Origin of the sequence: Alteromonas sp. OM2203 (assembly GCF_048517045.1) — a bacterium.
In the GTDB taxonomy this organism is placed as follows: Bacteria; Pseudomonadota; Gammaproteobacteria; order Enterobacterales; family Alteromonadaceae; genus Alteromonas; species Alteromonas gracilis.
In genome coordinates this window covers 609049-628508 of record NZ_CP183209.1, presented here as the reverse complement: position 1 = coordinate 628508, position 19460 = coordinate 609049, and the positions used below count along the sequence as shown (strand labels likewise).

Genomic DNA, 19460 nt, shown 5'->3' with positions numbered 1-19460 from the left:
TCTCTTATTTTTCAACCCGTTTAACCGTAACATTCACTGCACCATCATCGCAAAGCTCTATCACCTGATAACCCGGTGCCTCGTCGCTTACACCAAATTCTACCTGCATCTTCCACTGCCAACATGTAGAGGGACTGCCGTAAGAAGGGATATTGTCTGAACCTATTGTTTGGCGTAACGGCGAATGTACATGGCCATGAATTAACGCTTTAATTTGTGAATATTGCTCAGATAGTGCCACAACTTTAGACGCATTATCCAAATAGTGCTTATCCATCCAACTATTTGACGGAAGCACATGGTGATGCAATACAACAAGATGGTTATTCCTAGGGGCACTCACTAACGCTTGTTCAAGCGCACAAACGTCCTCACTTTTTAATTCTCCTGCCGCTGTATAAATATCACTTGATGAGCGAGTATCCAGGCCGTGAATATGCCAGCGCTGGCAAACTATCGGTTTATCGCTTTTAAGCGTCCGCTCACTCAACACCGCTTCAAAATGTGGATTGTTGTCGTGATTACCCGCCAGTACATACCATTCTATATCTGCATCCGCTAAGTAGTGGTCCATTAGCGCAGTAAAGTGCCGATAGCTTTCTAAAGAGTTGTCACCGCTAATGTCGCCAGTAACGAGCATGATTACTTTATGCTCGTTATCTCGTAGAGGCTGACTGACATTCCCATCATCCATACTTCGTTTGATATAAGGACTTACCGCATTTTGAAGCACACGCGCTAGCGAGTGGTATGGGGCAATGCCTGCATAACCTGCTTTTTCTTTATCTTTAAGTAAGTGGCAATCACTTAACTGTAGAAGGGTAATCACGCTTCAGAAGTAACGTTTGATGCATGCTGCAAACAAAAATTTAGCCACTCTGCCAAGAAGATATTAACCATGTGCTTTTCGTTGCGCTGACGCATTTTTAAATTTGGATAATCATAAGATGGCTCGAGTGCACCTGTATTTTGGCTGTTTATAACCTCGGCCATACGCGCATCGTGATATAAGCGCACCGTCATGCTGGGCGTTAGGTATGACGGCATATCTTTGGTGGTCTGCTTAATGCTTATCGTACTGGTGTAACGAGCAGAATCGACAATGCGAATTTCATAAGACAGACCAACCCCTACCGAAAATTCGTAGCTCAAATCTTCCGTATCGCAGTCAGGCAGAATCCTCAGAACATACGAGTAATTCAGTTCGCAAAGCGCCTGCATAGAAGGAAGATTAGGTACATACTTTCGTTGATTACGTTGAGTCACGATGTCTGCCATTGCTCCAGTAGTTGAGTTTTGTGCATGAAAAACCATTGTAGCGCAATTATTGCCGCCGCGTTGTCAATATGGCCATTTTCCAACCATTCAAGGGCGGTATTCTCTTTAACCCGATGCACCTTAATATCTTCAGACTCGGTATCCAAGCCATGGATACCGTGCGCTTTCGCCGCGTTCGTTTTCGCTATAAAAATATGTAATCTTTCTGTCGTGCCACCAGGACTGGATAAATAGCTGAGCGCTTTAGTGAGGTTATCAAGCTCAATGCCTGCTTCTTCCATTGACTCTCTGTGGCACACGTTTTCGGGTGTTTCCCCTTCATCTATCATGCCTGCGATAATTTCTATCAGCCAAGGACTTGAAGATGTGGCCAACGCCCCAATTCTTACCTGCTCGATCAGTACGAACTCTTGGAGAATGGGATCGTAAGGTAGTACCCCCACTGCATGACCGCGCTCAAAAATTTCGCGGGTAACGGTGTCGCTCCATTCTCCATTGAAGCACTTGTGTTTAAATTGATATTGATTCATCGTAAAGAAACCACGATACACTGGCTTAATATCGGTGATTTCTACATCATTTGAGGTAAATGAAAGGAATTCCTTGCTCATTTGCTGACACTTATGGTTCAAATAGATTTATCATACATAGTACATTTACACACCAACCATGTATATGCGTTGTAAATGCAATATTTAGGTGTGATCGAATAGCAGAAAAGTCATATTACAAGTCGTCTATTACTATAATAATTGCGTGGGTAGATCACATATTCTGTTACAGTTAAATGAATACTGTTACGAGTTTGTACTTTCGGTTTGTGGTTGAATTTTCATACACTTGGTTTTAATTAGTCGTCTTAACGAAAACACGACGACGCAACTTGAACACAACAGGAAGACGTAAGCATGAAACGAACACTTCTGTCGCTGGTTATCGGAGTATCGATGACAACTAGTGCCTTGGCCGATGACCTAATGCGGGTATATCAACAAGCACTGGCGAACGATCCATTGGTAAACCAAGCGAAAGCGCAACGTGATGCTGCGTTTGAAGGAATTAGTCTTAGCCGTGCAAGCCTGCTCCCCCAAATTTCAGGCTCGGTGGGTTATACCCATGCCGAATCTGAGCGTTTTCAACAGCTAGGTCCAGATACAATTTTCACTACCGACACCACGGTAGACACTAAGGACTATGGCATTTCGCTATCTATGTCACTATACGACCATGCAAACTGGCTAAACTTAGACCGTGCTGAGAAGGTTGCGGAGCAAAGTGACGCTCAGCTTGCCGCAAGCATGCAGGACGTTATTGTAAGAACAGTAACGGCATATTTTGACGTGCTTCGCGCTCGCGATAACGTAGAGTTTGTTGGCTCTGAGAAACGTGCTATCGAGCGTCAATTAGAACAAACTCGTCAGCGCTTTGAAGTTGGTTTGACTGCAATTACTGACGTGCACGAAGCACAGGCTAATTTTGATAGAACTGTGGCACAGGAAATACAGGCTAAAAACGAGCTTGAATTTGCCCTTGAGGCACTGCGGGTTATTACTGGTAAGTACCACGATAACTTATATGGCCTTAATAAAGAGAATTTCTCAGCAACCATGCCGGTGCCTGAAACCGTAGAAAGCTGGTTAGAAACCGCTGAAGATAAAAATTTAGCGTTACTTGTTGACCGTTTAGCCATGGACATTGCGAAAGAAGACATTGCGATTGCGCGTTCAGGGCACTTACCGACACTGTCTTTATCGGGTAGATACGGTCGCTCAAAAGACGAAGTTGAAGGGGAATTTATTAACGATGCGGGTCAGAGCGCGCCTGTCGCATATGACACGCCTTATCTAGACAGCCAGTCGATACGTGTTACGCTGAGCGTGCCAATTTATCAAGGCGGCAGCGTAAGTGCTCAAACGCAGCGGGCCAAATATAATTACGTTGCGCAAAGCCAAGCTACCGAGCAAACCTATCGTCAAACAGTACAATCTGTTCGCAGCTCGTTTAATAATGTGAAAGCGTCTATCTCAACTATTCGCGCTTTAGAACAATCTGTGGTTTCCGCTGATAGTGCACTTAAAGCCACAGAAGCAGGCTTTGATGTAGGCACACGCACTATTGTTGACGTATTGGACAGCACCCGTAACTTGTTTGACGCACGCCGTAACCTTGCGGGCGCTCGCTACGACTTTATTCAGTCAGTGATTACGCTTAAGCAAGCGGCAGGTACATTGACAGGTGAAGATGTGGCGATGGTTAACCGCGGTCTTAAACCGGTACAAACCGATAGCAATGGATAAAAAATTAGGGTACTAACAAAGCCTTAATGACGATGTAAAGGGTAGCGATGGGCTGCCCTTTTTTATGCGCGTTAATTTCTTAGTCAAATTAGGCTCTTGGTCAAATTAGTCTCTGAGTCAAATTGACTCTTAAACAAAAGCGTTATTTTAGCGATGTGAACTTTTGTAGAGCACCCAACAGCTCGCGGTATTCATGGCAAAGTGCCTGAGCGTTTTGTTTGCTTAAAATGGGTGTAGATAAACGGGTAGACACAGCGCGTAATTTTGCTTGCAATAAACGTAATTCATCATCCATGATTGTGCCCCTTATTTTCACCTACGTTTTTAATGACTATTTTTTATTACATGCACAGGTAACGGTTTTAAAATGCGCGTGTTGCCCCAACATTTATGTCGCATTAAATGTGCAAACTGCAACTTTAGTATAACGCCAAACGGGCTTACAGCAAGCCCGTTGGTTTAGTGATTTTTCCTTGAGTGATAAATAAAAATGCAAGCCTCTGAACTTCAAAATAAATTTGAACGGATCCGCGCCAATAAATGGTTCGAAGCCTTTGTTATAAGCGTTATTGTAATTTCCGCCCTGCTTGTAGGTGCAAAAACCTATGAACTTCCCTCGGCAATGGCTTCGGTAACCTTGTTTCTAGATTGGTTTATCAGCGCTTTCTTTTTAACTGAACTCACCATTCGCTTTTTAGCCGAAAAGCGTAAGCGCTACTTTTTCAAAAGCTTTTGGAACTGGTTTGATACGCTAATCGTTATTATAAGTTTGATACCCGCAGATGATACGGAGCTTGCGTTGATAGCACGCTTAGTGCGTGTCTTCCGTGTGCTGCGTATGATTTCAATCATCCCAGAGCTACGGATTTTATTGGTTTCACTGGTTAAAGCATTGCCTCAGCTAGGCTATGTGATGCTGTTAATGTTTATTATCTTCTACATATACGCCGCAGTGGGCAGCACGCTATTTGAGAACATTAACCCAGTGCTGTGGGGAGACATTACCATCTCGATGCTTACACTCTTTAGGATCATGACCTTCGAAGATTGGACAGATGTTATGTATGAAACCCAAGAAGTATATTCGCTGAGTTGGATTTTCTATCTCACGTTTATCTTCTTCACGGCGTTCGCCTTTCTAAACATGGTGATTGGCATTGTGGTAAACGTAATGGAAAGAGAAAATGAAAAAGCGCGGGCAGAAAAAGAAGCGGCATTGCTAGAAGAGCAAATTGCCCAAGGGCATGTAGAGCCAACACTGCACGATGTAATGAAAGAGCTGCGCGAGCTTAAAATGCAATTGTCGGCGCAGCATTCAAAGCGCGATTAGTTAAGGGCTCTGCGAAAACGGGCGCACTGTAGCATGTCAATCTATACTGCCTTAGCCTTCCTTAAAGAGACAAGCAACACGTGACATCACATTTAACAAAGGCCACGAATGTGGCCTTTGTTTTTTTACGAGTAATGTGAAGAGGAAACCAACCGCTTCGCTCTTCTAAAAGCTTTTAAAGCCCGTGTTGCTGTTTAATATTCTCCGCTCTTTGCTTTGCTGCTTCGGATGAAAATTCTCTGCTTGCTAGACGACGCTTCGCTAATGCCTTTTTATCGAGCGCAAGTAACAAGTCTACATGGTTCAAATAAACCTCATCGCTTGCGATAGGACCTGCGGAAACTTGCTCATAAAGCGCTAACGCTGCCTCTTTATCACCTTTAGCAATATAGATTTGCGCCAATGTATCTACAGCATCTGCGTTTTCACGCTGTAATGACACGGCTTTTTTCGCGAGCTCCTCAGCCCGTTTTAATTCGCCATCTTCAAAAGCTAAATACGCTAAGTTATTCAATACCACAAAGTTGTCCGGTGTTTTGGACAACACCTGTTCATAGGTATCTATGGCCGCCTTTCGGTCTGAGCGAATTTGACGCTCAGCCAGCAGCATGGCGCTTTGCACATCATTATTGTGAGCACCAACATGTTTCTCTAAAAAGCTAAACGCCTGCTCTTTCTTACCAGACATTTCCAGTGCAGCCACTAAAAGCAGCGCATTGTCTGAATTTGCCGTTGCGTCATAGGCCGCTTTAGCGTGTTCTACTGCTTGCTCTGGCGCTTTCTCGATAAGATGCAAACGCGCAATAATGCCTCTCACAAATGGCAATGCTTTTACATCATCGGTCGTGCTATTGATAATATCCCAAGCTGGTTTTGCCTGACCTAGACGACTATGGAAATACGCTTTCAACAGCGTTAATTGTGCATCGGGTCGCTTCGCAAGCACTTTATCGGTAAGGGCTAGGCCTTGCTTAAATTGCTTCTGTGAATCAACAATTAATAGTTTACCTAGAACCGCGTTTTTGTCTTGTGGGTAAAAGGACAGCCAGCGGTCAAAAAAGGCCGTTGCCTCTTTTACATTATTCGTCGCTATAAGCGTTTGGCCTTTTAAGTTCCAAAAAACCTGAGGTGACGATTCGTCACCCTCTACATCCGCTAACAGTGACACTGTGTTATCAAGCTGACCGTTTATCGAGTACATTCTTGCCAGTAGCAGCCTTAACTTAAGATTGCTCTTGTTCTTGCTAAATTGTGTTTGCGTGTGGGCGATAACCGCTTTGCCATCCCCCACTTCCGCTGCCAATGCAAACCATAACGCCAATGCCTGAACATCTGCGGGGTTCTTATCAATAAAAGCGCGAATAAACGCAATAGCATTTTCTTTTTTCCCCTCGGCTACAAGAAGATTAGCGCGTGAGTACGTCACCTCGTTACCCGCGTCGCTTAAACCACTTGCTTTATCGAGGTACTGGGCAGCCTCTTGATAAGCGCCCTCTGCAGTAGCAATGTTACCGAGATAGATAAGCGGGGCCGCCGTCTCTGGCGACTGCTCATGCCATTCTTTTGCGGCAACCTTTGCTTTATCTAGCTGATTCGTTGCAATATAAGCCCGCAGCAAGGTCGCTTGTGATGTCACTGACTCTGGTGCTTTCTCTACAGCCTCTTCAAGGTTCACCAAGCCGTCAATATCGTTCAGTGATAATTGAAGCACGCCAAGACGAGATAAATCTTCAGCAGTAGCGCTGACTGCTTCAGACTTTTCTACCATTTGTTTAGCGCCCACCACATTACCGTCTTTCAGCAACTGGTAGCTGGCTTTTGAGAACAATGCAGCGTCAATACCCTGCTCACCTTCTACCCGAGCCAAAACTTCTAGCGCTTCGTCATTCTCACCAAGCTGAAGCATACTATCTGCCAGCATGCGAAGGCCGGGGTGGTTATCTGGTAAACTTGATGCAACCATGGTCAAGTGTCGCTGAGCAGCCTCGAAGTCTTGAATTTGATAAGCACTAAAACCGGCCACTAGGCGAACAACTTGATCGCTTCTACCGTTTTGTACAGCAATCTCTAAATGTTCTAATGCTTTAGCATAATTTTCATTAGCCGACTCGATAATGCCTTTAAAAGTGTTAAGCAATGGGTGGTTTTCGTTAAGGGTCAGCAAGTCATTTACAATAGGCGCTGCTTTTTCTAAATCTCTAATCTCTATTAACAACGCGGCATAGGCGAACTTGCTGGTCACGTCATCTGGAAACTGACTAACATAAACACCGTAAACTTCGGCTGCTTTTTCAGGCTCACCGTTTTGAAGATATATCTTGGCGAGCTGCTGAAGCACATCTTTATTTGTTGGCGCTTGTTCGCGCAAGGCCTCAGTGGCAGCTAAGGCGCCTTCCATATCGTTATCTAAAACGAAGACGTAGCTATCAATAAGCCCTTTGTATACTGAGCTGGTATCCAAGGTAGACAAATCGGCAAGGAGTGTCTGCGCTTCCTCTGTTTTACCTAGCTGCATTAGCGCCTGAAGCTTATAAAACCCCACTTCCGCTGACTCCACCGCTGTCATGCCTTCTGCTCGGTAGTCCACCTCAGAAAGGGCGTTCTCTGCCCCCGACTGTTGATACGCGACAGAAAGAAGCGGAATGACCTGACTCACTGGGTGCCCCAGGTCCATTGCCTTGTTAAGCTCTTTCTCTGCCGCAGCAAAATTATTTTGCTGCAAATACAGCTTACCTAGTTCGAAGCGCGGCTCGGCAGCATTAGGCACTTTTTGAATGGCGTTTTTGTATTCAACGACCGCCGCGTCAAGTTGCTGTTGAGAGGCGTAATTTCTTGCGTCAGCCAGATGGCTCTCCATAGACTTTTCACTACAGCCTGACAAAAGTGCACTGGATAGCATTACTGCTAACGTTGTGCGTTTAATTAATTTATTTGTTTTATACTTTGTCATTGTAATTCCTTGCCCTTCCTCAAATTTTTATTGTCACACCGCTGCACTATTGTAAAAAAGGTCCATCACACTGCTTATTATTTCATCTAATTTGTGCAATTTCGTGGCAACCTGTCCATTATTCGAATATAATACGGGTTTTTGCAACACTGCTGGCAAGCATATCGCGAAATACGCTAAAAATACGCTTCTTAAACTCGCCTGAATGGCCAGTTCATCGCTGTATAGCGTCTTGCGATAATAAACCGCTAAATTTGGTTTAGTCGTATGCCGCACCCTCCTTACTTAATGCACCAGGACCCTTAATGACAACAACTGTCGACATGACATTTAAAGACCTCAATTTACCAGAACCTATCTTACAAGCCCTCGAAAAAGTTGGCTATGAGAAACCGTCACCTATTCAAGCAGAGAGTATACCTCTTCTTCTTAAAGGTCACGATTTACTCGGTCAGGCACAGACAGGGACAGGAAAAACCGCTGCGTTTGCCCTGCCCATGTTGGCAAATATCGATCCTGAGCAAAGTAAGCCGCAATTACTGGTATTGGCCCCAACTCGTGAACTAGCTATTCAGGTTGCAGAGGCGTTTCAGGTTTATGCGAGCTTTAGTCAAAAAATTAGAGTACTTCCAGTATACGGCGGCCAGTCGTACGATAATCAAATTCGTCAGCTAAAACGTGGCGTACAAGTGGTTGTTGGTACACCGGGACGTATTATTGACCATATTAAGCGCAAAACATTAGACTTAAGCGAGCTTAAGTATCTTGTGCTTGACGAAGCTGACGAAATGCTTCGCATGGGTTTTATTGATGACGTAGAGCTTATTCTTAGCCATGCGCCAGAAGAACGCCAAACCGCGTTGTTCTCTGCAACCATGCCTGGCCCAATCAAGAAAATTACCCAGCGTTACTTGAAAGATCCTAAGCACGTAAAAATTGCGTCTAAGGTAAGTACTGCAAGCACTATTCGCCAGCGCTACTGTCAAATCGCGCCACATCACAAACTTGAAGCGTTGACTCGCATCATGGAAGTGGAAGTGTTTGACGGTATGATTATTTTCGTGCGTACGAAAACCGCTACAGTTGAACTGGCAGATAAACTGTCAGCCCGTGGTTACGATGTAGAGCCGCTAAACGGTGATATTCCTCAGGCTGCTCGCGAGCGCACGGTTGAAAAGCTTAAGCAGGGTAATATCGATATTCTTGTTGCTACTGACGTAGTAGCTCGTGGTCTTGACGTTGAGCGTGTGAGCCACGTTATTAACTATGATATCCCGTATGATAGTGAGTCTTACGTTCACCGCATCGGTCGTACTGGTCGTGCTGGACGTCAAGGTGACGCCATCTTATTTATCTCTCATCGCGAAAAGCGCCTGTTGTTCTCTATTGAGAAAACCACTAAGCAGCCTATTGAAGCAATGCCAATTCCTTCAATTAGCGAAATCAACGAAACACGCTTAAGTCGCTTCAAGCAATCGGTTACCGAAGCAACACAAGACGATAGCATTGAATCGTTAATGCCTATCGTTGAGATGATTAAAGCAGAAAACGAAGCGTCTCCTGAAGTGTTAATGGCTGCTTTGCTTAAAATTGCGCAAGGCGACGAACCGTTAATTCTTAAAGAAACTGATCGCCCAGACATCAACAGCAAGCCTCCTCGCGATAGCCGCGAAAGAGGCAGCCGTGATGGTCGTGATGGTCGCGAGAGAAAGCCGAAAGTACCACGCGGAAACCGCAAGCCAGAAGAAGGTATGCAGCGCTTCCGCATCGAAGTAGGCCATGTTCACGGTGCTAAGCCAGGTAACATTGTTGGCGCGATTGCGAATGAAGCGAATATCAACTCTAAGCACATTGGTGCTATCGAGATTTATGATAATTTCAGTACTGTAGACCTTCCAGACGGTATGCCTAAAGAAACACGCGATACCCTTTCGGGCACGCGAGTGGCAGGTCAGCGTCTAAATATCCGCGAATGGTCTGACACGCCTCCACCTAAACGTGAAGGACGTGGCGAACGCCCAAGTCGTGCAGATAAAGCACCTCGTGGTAATCGTGAAGATCGCGGCAGCCGTGAGCGCAAGCGTAAGAACTAAATAGCAAAACTATAAGCCTTTATATAACCATTAGTAATATAAAGGCTGTTTTCGTTGTTTTCTAAATAAAAAGAATTGGCGCAAAATAGTGTCAGTTCTTTTTTTGTATTTGAAGCTTATAAAACCTTTATGGATTATTTTCCGTTATTTCTAGACGCTAGAAAGCTCAATGTGCTTATTGTTGGGGCAGGCGAAGTCGCGGCCCGCAAGCTTGAGCTGATCATGAAGACCCCTGCCACTGTTACTGTGATTGCACCTTGGGTATGCGACACCGTTAAACTGATCGCCCAAAACGAGAAAGTAACCCTTATTGAGCGTGAATTTGAAGATAATGACCTTACTAGCAAGGACATGATTTTCATAGCAACCGATAAACCTGAAGTAAATCAGCACATTCACGACCTTGCTCGTGCGAACAAAGTTTTAGTAAATGTGGTAGATAATACGCCACTCTGCCAGTTTATTACGCCTTCCATTGTTGACCGCTCTCCCATTGTAATTGCGATGAGCAGTGGCGGTGTGGCACCTGTGCTATTGCGCTATTTGCGCCAGAAGCTTGAGACCGTTTTACCAGCAAACTTAAGTAGACTCGGCTCTTTCTCAGAGAAGTTTCGCGACAAAGTAAAACAAGCGCTTAACGGTGTGACTGCGCGCCGCTATTTCTGGGAGGATGTTCTCGACGGTGACATCGCCGAAATGATAGAAAAAGGGCAAGATAAAAAAGCAGATGAAGCCTTCGAGTTAGCATTGCAGGCAGCAGCTGAAGACAAGAAAGTAGAAGGTCAGGTATATCTGGTAGGTGCAGGCCCGGGTGACCCCGACCTCCTGACATTTCGCGCATTGCGACTTATGCAAAAGGCTGATGTTGTCGTGTACGACCGTTTAGTATCACCGCAGATTCTTGAACTTGTGCGTCGTGATGCGGAAAAAATCTATGTGGGTAAAGCCAAAAGTAATCACACCCTCCCGCAAGACGACATTAACCAGTTGATGGTTGATGAGGCCAAAAAAGGCAACCGCGTCGTTCGTTTAAAGGGCGGCGACCCGTTCATATTTGGTCGTGGTGGCGAAGAAATTCAAACCCTTATTAAACATGGCATTGAGTTTCAAGTTGTGCCAGGGATTACCGCCGCAAGCGGCGCATCGAGCTATGCGGGTATTCCGCTTACCCATAGAGACCATGCACAATCTGTGGTGTTCGCCACTGGCCACTTAAGAAATGGCACCATTGATCTTAACTGGCCTGCCCTTGCGCAAAAAAACCAAACGGCGGTGTTTTACATGGGCCTGACCGGGCTTCCCATCATCTGCGAAAAAATGATAGAGCACGGTCTAGATGCCACAACACCAATTGCGCTGGTACAGTCAGCAACCACTGAAAAGCAGCAAGTGCTGACGGGTACTCTGCAAAACATTGTCGCCAAGCAAGAAGAAGCGCAGCTTCAACCACCTACACTCATCATAGTGGGCAGCGTTGTAAGCCTACACAACGAACTCAACTGGTTTCAAGAATAAGCAGGTTGGCGCGTTACCTATACGGTTCCCTTGTTTTTTGCGCTCAGCAACGCATACTCAGTAGTACGAAAGTAATATCGAGTAGGCGTACGCACTGTGGTTTACAAAAACACGCAATCTGGTTCATGCAGCGCTAGAGTGAGTTTAAAAATAAAGTCCTGTTTGCTGATAGCTGGGCTTTTGATTTCTCCTTTGTCACAGAGCAAACAACTTAAATTCGTTAAAAAGCAAACCGAGACGGGCGTCGCGTTAAGTTATGAGTGGCTAGATGGAGACAATACTCTTCAATCTATCGCTTTCGAGATACCGTCTGAGGCGTTAAACGAAGCGCCTACTCAACAACCCAACTACAAGCCAAAGATAGCCCAGCGCTACGTCACAGTTGCCCTTATGGAAGAGGCGAAAAAAATAAACCCTAAAGAGGCTCGCGTAAAAATTTTGCCAAAGCGTGAGTCAATTAATATCGAAGTAAGAGGCGCTAATGAAGAGCTGGTCGAGAAAATACTGAGCGATTTAAAAGCTGTTCAGCAACGAGAATATAACGAATACCTACACGCCCATTATTTTACACGATTTACTACCCTTTTTAATCAACAAGCCATCAAGCCAGACCATGCGAGGTATGCAGTTGAGTCGGTCAAACCTTTGGTAGCTGCGTCTCAGGCCTTCTATGAAAAACTCGAATCTCAGTCAGACTCCAGAGCATATTTTTCACTGCTTCTTGGATGGATACAGAGCATTCCCTATGACACCTTAGAAGATAGGGTTGTCAGCAATGGTTCTGGTTATGCGCCGCCAGTTAGCGTACTTATGCAAAACCTGGGGGACTGCGACAGCAAAGCGGTGCTTACCTCGGCTATGGTTAGAGCGTTTTTGCCCTCTACAAAAATGATAATGGTTTTTCTACCTAATCATGCGTTGCTTGGTATTGCAATAACCCCAATGGTTGACGATAGAACTATTGAGTACGACGGCGACACTTATGTTTTGTATGACCCCACTGGACCTGCTCTCATTCCTTTTGGCCAAGTGTCTGAAGATACTGAACGCCATATTGTTACAGGCCGCTATAAAGTGGAAATTATGGAGTAAGCTGGCTAATTATCTCTCTTGCATTCAAGCAAACCGTAAATGAATCAGTTTATTCTCAGATAAAAAAGCGCCTATAAATACAGGCGCTTTCCTTTTTAAAAACCGAAAGAGCAAAGTGAAAATAAGCTTACAAATTCTCTTCGGCAAAACTCGCAAGTCGACTTCTTACCACTCCGTCTAGATTAATGGTGGCACTGCCTGAGAAGTCTTTAAACTTCTCAACTAAGTAGGTTAAGCCCGAGGTCACCGCACTTAAATAGTTACTGTCTATTTGTGCCAGGTTACCGCCTACAATGAGCTTAGTTCCTTCACCACAACGCGTAATAATAGTTTTGAGCTGTGATGCGGTTAAGTTTTGCGACTCATCCAAAATCACAATAGCATTTTGGATGCTTCGACCACGCATAAAGTTGACCGATTTGTACTGAATGTTGGCTTTTTCCATGATGTAGTTCATAGAGCCTTTGGTATTTTCATCGTGCTTGTGTAGCACCTCTAAAGAATCAGTAATCGCTGCCAGCCAAGGCAACATTTTTTCTTCTTCCGTACCCGGTAAGAAGCCGATGGACTCGGCAATTTCCGGCGTACTTCGCGTCACAATGATTTTGTCATACATGTTGCGCTCAACAACCATTTCAAGGGCTGCCGCTAACGCAAGTAGCGTTTTACCACTACCGGCAGGGCCTGTGAGAATAACCATATCAATGTGTGGGTCTAGCAGTGCATGGAGTGCCATGGCCTGCCCGATATTTTTGGGTGTAATGCCCCAAGCATGACGCCCCATTAAACGCTCATAGCCTAAATCGAGTACTTCTAAATGGTCGTTGGTGATCTCTTCTACAAGCCCCGTAAATTGCTTAGTTTCATCAAGCAAAAACTCGTTGATATACGCTTCTGGCAACATAGACTTGGGGATAGTATGAATGGTGTCGCGACCTTCAGTGCGGCTGTCTACACTTTTCACACTTTCCCAGAAATTACCTTCAAAAGTATGGAAGCCACGGGATAGATACTTGATATCGGTTATAAGTTGGTCCGTGCGATAATCTTCAACATGAGCAAGGCCCGCCCCTTTCGCCTTAAGGCGCATGTTTAAGTCTTTAGTCACCAATACCACTTTTTGCGGCGCGAATGTCTTTTGCAGGTGCAGCGCTACGTTAATAATGCGGTTGTCGTTCTCATTGCTAGTGAAGACCTGCTGGGCCTCAACCATATTGAGATCGGCAAATATAGATAGGCTACCTGTAGGTGCCGTTTGACCCGCTCCCAACCCTTCCATCGAAACACCGGCAAGCATATCTTCTGGTGTTGCGTCATGGAGTAAATCCTCCATTGCTCGAATAGATACCCGTGCATCACGCGCCACGTCTTTTTTACTGTCTTTGATATAGTCGAGCTCTTCCAATACAGTCATTGGAATAACAACATCATGTTCTTTAAAAGAGAGAAAAGCGTGAGGTTCGTGCAGCAGGATATTGGTATCGAGGACGTAAATCTTAGTATCGGTAGAATTTTTTCTTGGCATCCTTTACTCCGGTAAATAAAGCCAGGTTAGGCGTATTGTTCATTTGTGAACGCACTAACAAGCTACAGTTACGGTTGTAGGAGAATGCCGCTCGAAACAGGACTTCTTCCCCTACTCGCGTCGACTGAGAAGCAGTACTTCACTTTCTGCCTCAAAGGTTCGTTTGTTAAACTCGCGAACCCTTAATTCCACCATAATCCAGTTTTTAAGATTTAGCACTGTTTTTTCTTTTTTATTTTTCGTTAGAGCAAGTGAGATGCGAAGAACAGTCCCATCACGTTATATGAGATAGCACAGCGCTCCAGTTCTGAATGAAAGATGAAACTGGCATACTTGGTTCGTAACAAATGCTCACACTTTAACTACAGTTAGCGCAGTTTTAGCTGTGTTTTTAATACCCAAATAGGCTAAGGTGTATTTGATGAAGCGGTGAATTAAGCACGGGTGCTAACCCAATGCCACAACACCTCAATAAAGTGGATGCGTTTAAATTAATAACACTCAGGGAAAGGTCAGCTATGAATTGGCTTAACATCACAAAAATAAAAACGGCCATAAGCATATCGTTAGCACTACTGGCGTGCTTTAACGTTGAAATAGCATGGGCGAATAGCCAAGGACACAATGATTCTTCCTCTTCTAACATTCTAATCAACGTTGAGAAAAGCACGGCTGACACGTCTGAAAAATGGGTAGTTACTTACACATTGACTACGCCAGCCAAAACGCTGGCTTTTGTTAGAAACCCGGATACATCAAGAACAACACGTTGGTTCGCGCAAGATAGCGACATAGAAATCGTCTTTGATGACGCCAAACACCAAGAACTTGTGCGCTCTAAGTCAGGCAAGTCCCTCTCTACCGTGTCATTTTTAATGACGCCCACCTATAAACATTTGGGTAAAGATTACGCACCATTTTCTCCATTTTCTGATGGTGGAAATGCCTTTCACTCTGGGCGATTGTTTGCATGTGCTAATGCCTGTTCTGAAGAAGATAATAAATGGCATCTGACACTCAATGTTCCCAGTGATGAGCACATAGTGTTGAATGGCAAAGTAGTGAAAAGCAGCGTGTCGTGGACAGATAACAATGACGGAAGAGTTGTGTATGTGGGTAGGCAACAGCCAATTATTACCGATGATGTGGTTGCCCTAATTGACCCCGGGCTTCCTAAAAGTATTAAAGTTTCGCTAGAAGAAGACATACCCAACATGATGGCGTTTTTCTCCCATTCTCTTAATCCGCTTAAGGGCGAAAAGCCTATGTTACTTGCCTCTTACGCAAACATAGATGCTCACTCCACACAAGGCGGCACACTACCTAACCAGATATTTATGCATTGGAACAGACAAGACTTAAATGAGCAGGCCAATAACAGCAGCTTTGTTAACCAAACACTTTGGTTCTTTGCTCACGAAGTCGCACATTTTTATCAGCCTGGCAGTACCGAAGGTGTATCAGAAAACAAGGAGCAGTCTTGGCTGCACGAGGGTAGCGCCGACTACTTTGCGGCAATCGCCATGAACTTCCTCTACGAAGACGCCAATAGCTATGTTGAAAGCCGAATGACCCGCGCTTTCGAGAGCTGTACTGAAGGGCTGGCGCAGACTACGCTGGCTCATGCTTATAAAAACGGACAGTTCAATCTCTATTATTCTTGCGGAATGATAATGCACCGCGCCATTGATAGCGTGGTGCAGCAAAAGACGCTAGGTGAGGAGTCGCTTTTCACCGTATGGAAACGACTGCAAAAAGCGGTGCATAGTGGCATGCCGCCTGGCACAGCGACGTTCTTAACCCTGCTAGAACCGTACAATGCACCTGAACTTATAAAAGCCATCAACAATGCAACGAGCGATGATGCTTTAAAAGCCATTCAAGGGATTGAAACTTTGTACCAATTTCCTGAGTAGGCTACTTAATGAAGTAGCCTATTGCTTTATATTCGCCATCAACTTCCACCATAGAAAGGGTCTCTACTTTCATAGTGGTTTTTGAATCAAAGTCAGTGGTGAAAGACAAAATCAGATAGTTTCCTTTAGGCAATCCCGGCAGTGAAGTTGGCGCTTGTGCTAACGCAATTTCCCTCGATTTGGCTGCTTCCAAAGGCTCCCTGACTCCGTGCCTTAGCATTGCGAAGTTGTATAAGCTTTTGACTGTCTACTTTCATATCCATCTCGCGCTTCCTCCTGTTAGCTGCGCTTCACATAAGTTAAAAACGTAACGCGATTGACAGTAAGAAATATCCATGGTCAGTAATACGACAGTTTTACGCCAACCCTGTGACAAAGCAAGCCTGATGCGCACGTTAACGTTCTTTTTCTACCAGCATTTTCGTTGTGAAGTAATGAAGACCCTCTAGTGCTAATCGTCTTGTTTATGCAGAGGCATCGGTACCCAATTACGCCTCCCACCTGCAACTGTAAATCAAATGAGCTAGTATTAATGACTTATCACAACGCAATGCGTACAATACCGCCCCCCGAAATATAGGTTGGTAATTTATGAGTTCAGATAGTCAATTTTCAGTTGGTCAACGCTGGTTAAGTAATACAGAAATAGAACTGGGGTTAGGAGTCGTGATTGGTAGCGATTTCCGTTCGGTTGAAGTGCTATATCCAGCAACGGGCGAAGCGCGAAAATACACCAAGCAAGATGCGCCGCTAACACGACTGATATTTGAAATTGGCGAAACGGTAAAAAGCCAGGACGGCTGGGAAATGACCATTACCGAAAAAGAAGAAAGTCAGGGGTTATTCGTTTATCACGGGCTTCGCGAAGACACGAAAGCGCAAGCACGTTTACCTGAGACGATGTTAGACAGCCACATTCGCTTAAACCAACCTGAAAAGCGTTTGTTCAGTCAGCAACTAGACAATCCAAAATGGTTTGACTTGCGTGAGCGCGCGCTTGATCACCAATATGATTACCTTCGCTCTAGCACTATCGGCCTTGCCGGTGCACGTATCTCCTTAATTCCCCACCAGCTTCACATCGCCGCAGAAGTAGGCGGTAGGCACGCGCCTCGTGTATTGCTTGCCGATGAAGTAGGCCTAGGTAAAACCATTGAAGCCGCACTGATCATTCATCAGCAACTTAAGACCGGCCGTGCAAGTCGAGTACTTATATTGGTTCCTGACTCACTAGTGCATCAATGGTTAGTGGAAATGCTCCGTCGCGTAAATCTTCCTTTCGCTATTTATGATGAAGATCGCTGTGAAGCAATTGAGGAAAGTGAAGCTTCTGATGATGGCGAGGTAAATCCTTTTGAAAACGACCAGCTTGTGCTTTGTAGTATCGACTTCTTAAGCAAAAATAAAAAGCGTCAGCAGCAAATTCAAGCTGCAACGTGGGATTTAATGGTGGTTGATGAAGCCCACCACCTTGCTTGGTCTAGCGAAGCGCCATCTGAAGAGTATCAGTGTGTAGAAGCGCTTGCTAACCAGACACCTGGTGTGCTGTTACTGACCGCGACGCCTGATCAGCTTGGCCACGAAAGCCACTTTGCTCGCTTGCGCTTATTAGACCCAGCGCGTTTTCACAGCTACGACGCTTTCTTAGAAGAAGAGTCAAAATACAGCCAATTAGCCGACGCAGTAGCGCCTTTACTCTCTGACGCCGAACCCAATGATAAACAACGCAGTAAACTCAATGAATTCGCACCAGATGTAATGGCGCATGCTGGCGATCTAAGCACATCAGAAAGCCGTCATGCGTTACTACATCAACTGATCGATTGCCATGGTACAGGGCGGATGCTGTTTAGAAACCGCCGAGCCAATATTGAAGGGTTTCCGATACGTAAATTAAACGCCTATGAGCTTGCTTTACCCGACGTTTATTCAGACGCGGTTAGTGGCGGTGACCTAACCTATTCACTATACCCAGAACGCATGGCAAGCGTAGTGAACAGCTGGACTAAACTCGACCCTCGCGTTGAATGGCTGCTTGATTTCATGCAAAGCGTTAAGCCAGAAAAAATTCTGCTTATTTGCGCCAGCGCTCGCACTGCACAAGAGCTTGGCGAGGTAATTCGCACCCAAACCGGTATTCGCCATAGCGTATTTCACGAAGGCATGAGCATTGTTGAGCGCGATAAAGCAGCGCATTACTTCGCGGATGAAGAAGACGGTGCACAAATTTTATTATGTAGCGAGATTGGCAGTGAAGGCCGTAATTTCCAGTTTGCTCATCACTTGGTGTTATTTGATTTACCAATAACGCCAGATTTACTTGAACAGCGAATTGGTCGTCTTGATCGCATTGGCCAAACACAAACGGTACAAATCCACGTGCCGTATTTAGCAAAAACCGCACAGCACGTATTACTAGACTGGTATCACGAAGGGCTTAATGCCTTTGAGAAGACCTGCCCTACCGGTTCTGGCGTATTTGATGATGTTAAACCTCTGCTAATTGGCGCGTGTTTACATCCTGACGATATGAGTGCGCGAGATGAGCTGGTGAGCATGAGTATTACGCTAAATAGTCAACTCGTCGCCCAGCTTGAAGCCGGACGGGACCGTCTTCTAGAGCTAAATGCCTCTGGCGAGGGACGTGTAGAGCAACTGCTTGAGGACATTATTGCATTAGATACAGAGCAAGATCTCTCCCGTTTTATGGGCCGTGTATTTGATGCTATTGGCGTACAGCAAGACGAAAAAGGTAACGACTGTTTTATTCTTATGCCAACGGAGTCTATGGTAAGCCAGCTCCCAGGCTTAGATCCAGAAGGCATGACAGTCACCTACAAACGCCGCATTGCCACCACCCTAGAAAACGTTCAGTTTTTAAGCTGGGACCACCCGCTTGTTCATACTGCCATAGATGTCGTACTTACTGATGTACATGGAAAAAGCAGTATGGGCTTTATTGCAGAGCCGTCTCTGCCTAAAGGCGCCTATTGGATAGAAGCGTTATTCGTACTTCAGGCACAAGCCCCCAAAGCATTGCAGCTTGGTCGTTTCTTGCCACAAACGCCAGTGCGCGTATGTTTAGATGCGCAAGGAAATCCTTCAGATCTAAGCTTTGATGTTAAGCGTAAAATTGGTCGCAAAATCTCGGCGCAGCTTTTAAAAGCACTGCAACAGCCCCTAGAATTAGCTATTGAGAAAGCGCGAAAGCTTGCACATCAGCAGGCAAATCAAAAGCAACATGATGCGCTTAACAACATGCACAACACACTAAACGAAGAAATACAGCGATTGCGCGACCTTCAAAAACGTAATCCTGCTGTTCGTGACAGTGAAATTGAATTTATTGAAACGCAAATGAATGCGCTGGATAAAGTTATTCAAGAAGCAGATGTTGAGCTAGACGCGCTGCGCATAGTCGTTAATAACCCATAATATAACGCGTCGCGCTAAACGCCTTAGTG

Annotated in this window: 14 protein-coding genes; 7 read left to right on the top strand and 7 right to left on the bottom strand. The window is 45.1% G+C overall.

From position 1 onward, the window contains the following. Nucleotides 1–4 precede the first annotated feature (4 nt). From ACM0P2_RS02825 to nudF, 3 genes are read right to left on the bottom strand one after another with little or no spacing between them, the layout of a single operon-like run. Nucleotides 5–829, bottom strand: a complete 825-nt coding sequence (locus ACM0P2_RS02825) for a metallophosphoesterase (RefSeq protein WP_173360130.1) — start codon at nt 827–829, stop codon at nt 5–7. Next, nucleotides 826–1266 carry a DUF1249 domain-containing protein gene (locus tag ACM0P2_RS02820; protein ID WP_159119591.1) on the bottom strand — a complete coding sequence of 147 codons (441 nt, stop codon included), beginning with the start codon at nt 1264–1266 and terminating at the stop codon, nt 826–828. The genes ACM0P2_RS02825 and ACM0P2_RS02820 overlap by 4 nt, the downstream gene beginning before the upstream one ends. Continuing rightward, complete coding sequence (gene nudF, locus ACM0P2_RS02815; protein ID WP_159119592.1) at nt 1263–1889, bottom strand: ADP-ribose diphosphatase; 627 nt, start codon at nt 1887–1889, stop codon at nt 1263–1265. Before nudF ends, ACM0P2_RS02820 begins: the two co-directional genes overlap by 4 nt. A 297-nt stretch (nt 1890–2186) precedes the next feature. On the opposite strand from nudF, the gene tolC reads away from it, so the two are divergent. Then, nucleotides 2187–3575 carry an outer membrane channel protein TolC gene (tolC, locus tag ACM0P2_RS02810; protein WP_173360131.1) on the top strand — a complete coding sequence of 463 codons (1389 nt, stop codon included), beginning with the start codon at nt 2187–2189 and terminating at the stop codon, nt 3573–3575. A gap of 142 nt (nt 3576–3717) precedes the next feature. Here the strand turns inward: tolC and ACM0P2_RS02805 are convergent, their stop codons facing one another. After that, nucleotides 3718–3870 (bottom strand): hypothetical protein, encoded by a 153-nt coding sequence (locus ACM0P2_RS02805; protein ID WP_167390637.1) that lies wholly within the window; start codon nt 3868–3870, stop codon nt 3718–3720. A gap of 195 nt (nt 3871–4065) precedes the next feature. On the opposite strand from ACM0P2_RS02805, the gene ACM0P2_RS02800 reads away from it, so the two are divergent. Beyond that, nucleotides 4066–4905 carry an ion transporter gene (locus ACM0P2_RS02800; protein ID WP_159119594.1) on the top strand — a complete coding sequence of 280 codons (840 nt, stop codon included), beginning with the start codon at nt 4066–4068 and terminating at the stop codon, nt 4903–4905. A gap of 175 nt (nt 4906–5080) precedes the next feature. On the opposite strand, the gene prsT is transcribed toward ACM0P2_RS02800, so the two are convergent. Continuing rightward, complete coding sequence (prsT, locus tag ACM0P2_RS02795) at nt 5081–7855, bottom strand: XrtA/PEP-CTERM system TPR-repeat protein PrsT (protein WP_173360132.1); 2775 nt, start codon at nt 7853–7855, stop codon at nt 5081–5083. Between the two features lie 305 nt (nt 7856–8160). Here prsT and ACM0P2_RS02790 point away from each other — a divergent pair, with 305 nt between their 5' ends. The 3 genes from ACM0P2_RS02790 (at nt 8161) to ACM0P2_RS02780 (ending at nt 12555) form a co-directional block, all read left to right on the top strand. Further along, nucleotides 8161–9948 (top strand): DEAD/DEAH box helicase, encoded by a 1788-nt coding sequence (locus ACM0P2_RS02790; protein ID WP_159119596.1) that lies wholly within the window; start codon nt 8161–8163, stop codon nt 9946–9948. Nucleotides 9949–10077: 129 nt separating this feature from the next. Next, nucleotides 10078–11463 (top strand): siroheme synthase CysG, encoded by a 1386-nt coding sequence (gene cysG, locus ACM0P2_RS02785; protein WP_159119597.1) that lies wholly within the window; start codon nt 10078–10080, stop codon nt 11461–11463. Between the two features lie 138 nt (nt 11464–11601). Beyond that, a complete protein-coding gene (locus ACM0P2_RS02780; RefSeq protein ID WP_419227266.1) occupies nt 11602–12555 on the top strand; it encodes a hypothetical protein in 954 nt (317 codons plus the stop codon). 127 nt (nt 12556–12682) lie between these two features. Here ACM0P2_RS02780 and ACM0P2_RS02775 read toward each other — a convergent pair whose 3' ends face one another. Next, complete coding sequence (locus ACM0P2_RS02775; protein ID WP_419227265.1) at nt 12683–14080, bottom strand: PhoH family protein; 1398 nt, start codon at nt 14078–14080, stop codon at nt 12683–12685. A gap of 518 nt (nt 14081–14598) precedes the next feature. Here ACM0P2_RS02775 and ACM0P2_RS02770 point away from each other — a divergent pair. Further along, a complete protein-coding gene (locus ACM0P2_RS02770) occupies nt 14599–15996 on the top strand; it encodes a hypothetical protein (RefSeq protein ID WP_419227264.1) in 1398 nt (465 codons plus the stop codon). 1 nt (nt 15997) lies between these two features. Here ACM0P2_RS02770 and ACM0P2_RS02765 read toward each other — a convergent pair whose 3' ends face one another. After that, nucleotides 15998–16189 carry a DUF4019 domain-containing protein gene (locus ACM0P2_RS02765; RefSeq protein WP_236547153.1) on the bottom strand — a complete coding sequence of 64 codons (192 nt, stop codon included), beginning with the start codon at nt 16187–16189 and terminating at the stop codon, nt 15998–16000. Nucleotides 16190–16587: 398 nt separating this feature from the next. On the opposite strand from ACM0P2_RS02765, the gene rapA reads away from it, so the two are divergent. Continuing rightward, nucleotides 16588–19431, top strand: coding sequence for an RNA polymerase-associated protein RapA (gene rapA / locus ACM0P2_RS02760; RefSeq protein WP_159119600.1), 2844 nt, complete (start codon nt 16588–16590; stop codon nt 19429–19431). Nucleotides 19432–19460: the final 29 nt, after the last annotated feature.